We start from the raw sequence: 6,577 nt of genomic DNA, 5'->3' as shown, positions 1-6,577 counted from the left end.
GGGGGGGGTGGGCCGGGCTTGGGGTGCCTGGCGGCGCGGCCCTCTGGGGGGGCACCCCCCGCTCCCACATGGATCGCGCTAACTTGAGGCAGCATCGTACCTGTGGGAGCTGGCTTGCCAGCGATAAGGCCAGCACTGACAACATAAGACAGTTGCTCCCACGCCCACCGGCAAAGTACTTACTTGGCGCTGAACAGCGCCAGGCAGTTGTCCAGCATGCGGTTGGAGAACGCCCACTCGTTGTCGTACCAGGCCAGCACCTTGAGCATGCGGCCGTTGGCGCGGGTGTGGTTGGCGTCGAAGATCGACGACAGCGGGTTGTGGTTGAAGTCGCACGACACCAGCGGCAGCGCGTTGTAGCCGAGTACCCGCGAATGGCGGCTGGCCTCGAGGAACAGCTGGTTGACCTCTTCTGTGGTGGTCTCACGCTGCAGGTTGACCGTAAGGTCGACCAGCGACACGTTGATCACCGGCACCCTCACGGCCATGCCGGTGAGCTTGCCGGCCAGCTCCGGCAGCACCAGGCCCACCGCCTCGGCGGCGCCGGTCTTGCTCGGGATCATCGACTGGGTGGCGGAGCGCGCGCGGTACGGGTCGGCGTGGCAGACGTCGGTGAGCACCTGGTCGTTGGTGTAGGCGTGGATGGTGGTCATCAGCCCCTGCTCGATGCCGAACTCGCGGTGCAGCACCTGGGCCACTGGCGCCAGGCAGTTGGTGGTGCACGAGGCATTGGAAATGATCTGGTGCGAGGCGCGCAGCACATCGTGGTTGACCCCGTACACCACGGTGGCGTCGGCGCCCTTGGCCGGTGCGCTGATGATCACCTTGCCGGCGCCGGCGGCAAGGTGCGCGGCGGCCTTGGCGCGCTCGGTGAACAGCCCGGTGCATTCGAACACCACATCGATGGCCAGGGCTTTCCAGGGCAGCTCGGCGGGGTTGCGAATGGCGCTGACGGCAATGCGGTCGCCGTTGACGGTGAGGCTCTCGTGGTCGGCCTCGACCTGAGCATCGAAATGGCCGTGAACGCTGTCGTACTTGAGCAGGTGGGCGTTCATCGCGCTGTCGCCCAGGTCGTTGATGGCGACGACCTGCAGGTCCTGACGGTAGCCGTGCGTGTAGAGTGCGCGCAGGACATTGCGTCCGATGCGGCCGAATCCGTTGATGGCGATGCGTAGGGTCATGGCGTTACCTCTGGCAGTCGGGTGAAGCCTGTGGCAAAAAGGCAGCTTCACTGAAACGGTTTTGTTATTGGAATTACAAGATTATTCACTGCGTGATAGAAAACAAGCCTTTTTAGTGGCAGTATTTTGTTAAATCTACAACGAGTGGCCGGGCAGGCTGCTCCGCGAATGTGCCGGGTACCTTTACTGCAAGCCTAGGCCGCAATCGTTTGGAGGGAAAATGCCCATTGAAGCCGCCCTTACCGTTAGCCTGGAGTCCAGTACATGCATCCGCGCATCCTTGAGGTCACCGCACGGCTGATCGAACGCAGCCGTCCCACCCGTGAACGCTACCTTGAGCTTATCCGCGGCGCGGCCAGTGACGGACCGATGCGCGCCAGCCTGCAATGCGCCAACTTCGCCCATGGCGTGGCCGGCTGCGGTGCCGACGACAAGCAGACCTTGCGCCTGATGAACGCCGCCAACGTGGCCATTGTCTCGTCATATAACGACATGCTCTCGGCGCACCAGCCGTACCTGCACTTCCCCGAGCAGATCAAGCAGGCCCTGCGCGAGGTTGGCTCGGTCGGCCAGTTCGCCGGTGGCGTGCCGGCCATGTGCGACGGCGTGACCCAGGGCGAGCCGGGCATGGAGCTGGCCATCGCCAGCCGCGAAGTGATCGCCATGTCCACCGCCATCGCCCTGTCCCACAACATGTTCGATGCCGCCCTGATGCTGGGCATCTGCGACAAGATCGTCCCCGGGCTGATGATGGGGGCGCTGCGCTTTGGCCACCTGCCGACCGTTTTCGTCCCCGGCGGGCCGATGGTTTCGGGCATCTCCAACAAACAGAAGGCCGACGTGCGCCAGCGCTACGCCGAGGGCAAGGCCACCCGTGAAGAGCTGCTCGAATCGGAAATGAACAGCTACCACGGCCCAGGCACCTGTACCTTCTACGGCACCGCCAACACCAACCAGCTGGTGATGGAAGTGATGGGCATGCACCTGCCCGGCGCCTCGTTCGTCAACCCCTACACACCGCTGCGCGATGCCCTCACCGCCGAGGCGGCGCGCCAGGTCACGCGCATGACCAAGGCCAGCGGCAGCTTCATGCCGATCGGCGAGATCGTCGACGAGAAGGCGCTGGTCAACTCGATCGTCGCCCTGCACGCCACCGGCGGTTCGACCAACCACACCCTGCACATCCCGGCCATTGCCCAGGCCGCCGGTATCCAGCTGACCTGGCAGGACATGGCCGACCTGTCCGAGGTGGTGCCGACCCTGTCTCACGTTTACCCGAACGGCAAAGCCGACATCAACCACTTCCAGGCCGCCGGCGGCATGGCCTTCCTCATCCGCGAGCTGCTCGATGCCGGGCTGCTGCACGAGGATGTCAACACCGTGGCCGGCCCGGGGCTGCGTCGCTATACCCAGGAGCCGTTCCTCGACAATGGCCAGTTGGTTTGGCGCGAAGGCCCGCAACAGAGCCTCGACGAGAGCATCCTGCGCCCGGTGGCGCGGCCGTTCTCCGCCGAGGGCGGCCTGCGGGTAATGGAAGGCAACCTGGGGCGTGGCGTGATGAAGGTCTCCGCCGTGGCCCCTGAACACCAGGTGGTAGAAGCCCCGGCGCGGGTGTTCCACGACCAGCAGTCGCTGGCCGATGCGTTCAAGGCCGGTGAGCTGGAGTGCGACTTCGTGGCCGTGGTGCGCTTCCAGGGCCCGCGCTGCAATGGCATGCCCGAGCTGCACAAGCTGACGCCGTTCCTCGGCGTGCTGCAGGACCGTGGCTTCAAGGTGGCGCTGGTCACCGACGGGCGCATGTCCGGCGCTTCGGGCAAGATCCCGGCGGCCATCCATGTGTGCCCGGAGGCCTTCGACGGCGGCCCGCTGGCGCGGGTGCGCGATGGTGATATCGTGCGGGTCGATGGTGTCGAAGGCACGTTGCGGATCCTGTTGTCGGCCGAGGAACTGGCCAGCCGCGAGCTGCCCGAGCCGCCCAAGGGCAACGACCTGGGCTGTGGTCGCGAGCTGTTCGGCTTCATGCGTGTGGCGTTCAGCTCGGCAGAGAAGGGCGCCAGTGCCTTCACCTCTGGCCTGGAGACTCTCAAGTGAAAGAACTGCTGGTTGGCGACATTGGTGGTACCAACGCACGTTTTGCCCTGTGGCGCGACAACCAGCTGCACGCGGTCCAGGTGCTCGCGACCGCTGACTACACCAGTCCCGAACAGGCGATCGAGGCGTACCTGGGCGAACAGGGCATCGCCCGTGGCGGGCTGGCGGCGGTGTGCCTGTCCGTTGCCGGGCCGGTGGATGGCGATGAGTTTCGCTTTACCAACAATCACTGGCGCCTGAGCCGCCGGGCGTTCTGCCAGACCCTGCAGGTCGAGCGGCTGCAATTGATCAACGACTTCTCCGCCATGGCCCTGGGCATGACCCGTTTGCGCGAAGGCGAATATCGAGAAGTCTGCCCGGGCCAGGCCGATCCCTCCCGCCCAGTGCTGGTGATTGGCCCTGGCACCGGCCTTGGCGTTGGTAGCCTCGTGCGTCACGGCGAGCAATGGCTGGCGCTGCCGGGCGAGGGTGGGCATGTCGACCTGCCGGTGGGCAATGCTCGCGAAGCGGCGATCCACCAGGAGATTCAACGCCAGATCGGCCATGTCAGTGCCGAGACGGTGCTCAGCGGTGGCGGGCTGGTGCGTTTGTACCAGGCGCTCTGCGCGCTCGATGGCGACACGCCCAGGCACAAGACCCCGGCGCAGATCACCGATGCGGCACTGGCCGGTGAGCCACGGGCGCTGGCGGTGGTCGAGCAGTTCTGCCGCTTCCTCGGTCGGGTGGCGGGCAACAATGTGCTCACCTTGGGCGCGCGCGGCGGGGTGTATATCGTCGGCGGGGTGATTCCGCGTTTTGCCGAGCTGTTCCTGCGCAGTGGCTTTGCCGCGAGTTTTGCCGACAAGGGCTGCATGAGCGGGTATTTCGCCGGGGTGCCGGTGTGGCTGGTGACAGCGGAGTTTTCCGGGTTGCTGGGGGCGGGGGTGGCCTTGCAGCAAGATCTGGGTAGCTGAAGCACAAGGCGATTGCTGTGGGAGCGGGTTTACCCGCGAATGCGGCGGCTGCCTTACCGACGCTTTCGCGGGTGAACCCGCTCCCACAGGATCCGTACAGCAGGCAGAAGATCTGCGCATACAAGAGGACGGACCATGATGACTACTGCCGGCAAATCGATCCTGATGGTCGACGACGACCAGGATATTCGCGAACTGCTGCAAACCTACCTGAGTCGCGCCGGTTTCCAGGTGCAGGCCGAGCCCGACGGTCAGTCCTTCCGCCGGGCACTGGACGCCAGCCCCTGCGACCTGGTGATCCTCGACGTGATGCTGCCCGACGAAGACGGCTTCAGCCTGTGCCGCTGGGTGCGCCAGCACCCCCGGCTGTCGCGGGTACCGATCATCATGCTCACCGCCAGCTCCGACGAGGCCGACCGGGTCATCGGCCTGGAGCTGGGCGCCGACGACTACCTGGGCAAACCCTTCAGCCCGCGTGAGCTGCAGGCGCGGATCAAGGCCCTGCTGCGCCGCGCCGACTTCGGTCAGGCCGCACCGGCCAGCGCTGTGCTGGCGTTTGACGACTGGCGTCTGGACACGGTGAGCCACCGGCTGTTCCACCGCGATGGCGAGGAGGTGATCCTCTCCGGCGCCGACTTCGCCTTGCTCAAGCTGTTCCTCGACCACCCCCAACAGATCCTCGACCGCGACACCATCGGCAATGCCACCCGTGGGCGCGAGCCGATGCCCCTGGACCGTATCGTCGACATGGGCGTCAGCCGCTTGCGCCAGCGCCTGCGTGACACCGAAAAACCACCCCGGCTGATCCGCACCGTGCGTGGCAGCGGCTACTTGCTGGCGGCCCATGTCAGCCCGGCCTAGCGAGCGGCGCTGGCGCCTGCTGCCACGCTCCCTGCTGGGGCGCATGTTGCTGCTCACCTTGCTGGTGGTGGTACTGGCCCAGGGGCTTTCCAGCGTGATATGGGTCGCCCAGCTGCGCGCCAGCCAGTTGCAGGGCCTGCGGGCCAGCGCCGGCAGCCTGGCCCACTCGATGAGCGCCAGTGTCAGCTATTTCCGTTCGCTGCCGGTGGCCTACCGGCCAATGGTGCTCGACCAGTTGCGCAGCATGGGCGGCACGCGCTTCTTCGTGTCGCTCAACGTCAAGCCGCTGGACATGCCGGTGCTGCCCGTCACGCCACGCAAACAGGCGGTGATCGAAGTGTTCCAGCAGGTGCTGCACGAACGCCTCGGGCAGCAGATGGACATCTCGGTGGAGTTCGTCAGCCCCGACGACCTGCGCATCTTCAACAGTGGCCTGAAGCTCGATGAGCTGCCGCGCTCGTGGGCGCATTACTCGCTGACCCTCGAACCGCTCAACCCGCCGGTGCTGGTCACCCAGATCCGCCTGGGCGAGGGCGAGTGGCTGTATATCGCCTCGCTGTTGCCCGAGCCCTACACCAGCCTTGAAGCCGAACGCCTGCCGCGCCAGCAGATCGGTTTCATCGCCCTGACCACCGCCCTGTTGCTGCTGTTCATCGGCTTGCTGGTGCACTGGCAGAGCCGGCCGCTCAAGCGCCTGGCACGGGCGGCCCGGGAGCTGTCGCTGGGCGCCGAGGTGGCGCCGGTGGCCGAAGGCGGCGGCAGTGAAGTGGTGGAAGTGGGGCGGGCCTTCAACAACATGCGCGAGCGCATCAGCCGCTACCTGACCGAGCGCTCGCAACTGTTCAGTGCCATCTCCCATGATCTGCGCACACCGATTACCCGCCTGCGGCTGCGGGTCGAGCTGCTGGAGGACGAGGCCTTGCAGGCCAAGTTCAGCCGTGACCTCGATGAGCTGGAGCTGCTGGTCAAGGGCGCGCTGCAATGCGTGAAGGACACCGACATTCACGAGAACATCGAGCCGATCGATCTCAACCAGGTGCTGGAGCTGCTGGCCGAGCCTTATCTGCGCGACGGCCGCATCACCCTCGAAGGCCGGGCGCTGGCGCCGTACCCGGGCAAGTCGCTGGCCCTGCGCCGCTGCATCGGCAACCTGATCGACAACGCCATCAAGTACGGCGAACGGGCGCAACTGCGCATCATCGACAGCGCCGAGAGCTTTGTATTGCAGGTCGACGATCAGGGGCCGGGGGTGCCGGAGCAGCGTTTGGAGCAGGTGTTCGAGCCGCACTTCCGCTTGGCTGGGCAGCAGCAGGGGTATGGGTTGGGGCTGGGGATTGCGCGCAATATCGCCCATAGCCATGGCGGCGAGGTGAGCCTGTTGAATCTGCGTGAGGGTGGGTTGCGGGTGACGCTGTACTTGCCGCGTACGCCTGATTGATGCCAATCGCGGGGCAAGCCCGCTCCCACGGTGTTGACCTCGTGGTAGCGGGC

5 protein-coding genes are annotated in these 6,577 nt (G+C 65.9%); 4 read left to right on the top strand and 1 reads right to left on the bottom strand.

Annotation, left to right across the window (positions count from 1 at the left end; all coding sequences use genetic code 11):
- Positions 1-179: 179 nt before the first annotated feature.
- The gene (gene gap / locus ABE459_RS25460; RefSeq protein WP_125860030.1) at positions 180-1,181 is read right to left on the bottom strand and encodes a type I glyceraldehyde-3-phosphate dehydrogenase; all 1,002 of its coding nucleotides are present in this window, start codon (positions 1,179-1,181) and stop codon (positions 180-182) included.
- Between the two features lie 264 nt (positions 1,182-1,445).
- Here gap and edd point away from each other — a divergent pair, with 264 nt between their 5' ends.
- The 4 genes from edd to ABE459_RS25440 all read left to right on the top strand — a co-directional run bounded on the left by edd (position 1,446) and on the right by ABE459_RS25440 (position 6,524).
- Positions 1,446-3,272, top strand: coding sequence for a phosphogluconate dehydratase (gene edd, locus ABE459_RS25455; RefSeq protein WP_125860028.1), 1,827 nt, complete (start codon positions 1,446-1,448; stop codon positions 3,270-3,272).
- Positions 3,269-4,225, top strand: a complete 957-nt coding sequence (locus ABE459_RS25450) for a glucokinase (RefSeq protein WP_125465298.1) — start codon at positions 3,269-3,271, stop codon at positions 4,223-4,225. Before edd ends, ABE459_RS25450 begins: the two co-directional genes overlap by 4 nt.
- 138 nt (positions 4,226-4,363) lie before the next feature.
- Entirely contained in the window at positions 4,364-5,086 is a 723-nt protein-coding gene (locus ABE459_RS25445) for a response regulator transcription factor (protein WP_125466242.1), read from the top strand.
- Positions 5,070-6,524 carry an ATP-binding protein gene (locus ABE459_RS25440; RefSeq protein ID WP_125465297.1) on the top strand — a complete coding sequence of 485 codons (1,455 nt, stop codon included), beginning with the start codon at positions 5,070-5,072 and terminating at the stop codon, positions 6,522-6,524. Before ABE459_RS25445 ends, ABE459_RS25440 begins: the two co-directional genes overlap by 17 nt.
- The last annotated feature ends 53 nt before the right edge of the window (positions 6,525-6,577 follow it).

Source organism: Pseudomonas sp. TWI923 (assembly GCF_039673365.1).
In the GTDB taxonomy this organism is placed as follows: domain Bacteria; phylum Pseudomonadota; class Gammaproteobacteria; order Pseudomonadales; family Pseudomonadaceae; genus Aquipseudomonas; species Aquipseudomonas sichuanensis.
The sequence above is the reverse complement of the archived record's forward strand: the minus strand, read 5'-3'. Positions and strand labels throughout refer to the sequence as shown.

Excerpts from the sequence above, each read along its gene's own strand:
- ABE459_RS25440 (WP_125465297.1), top strand. The coding sequence starts at position 5,070 with ATGTCAGCCCGGCCTAGCGAGCGGCGCTGGCGCCTGCTGCCACGCTCC.
- gap (WP_125860030.1), bottom strand. The coding sequence starts at position 1,181 with ATGACCCTACGCATCGCCATCAACGGATTCGGCCGCATCGGACGCAAT.
- ABE459_RS25445 (WP_125466242.1), top strand. The coding sequence starts at position 4,364 with ATGACTACTGCCGGCAAATCGATCCTGATGGTCGACGACGACCAGGAT.
- edd (WP_125860028.1), top strand. The coding sequence starts at position 1,446 with ATGCATCCGCGCATCCTTGAGGTCACCGCACGGCTGATCGAACGCAGC.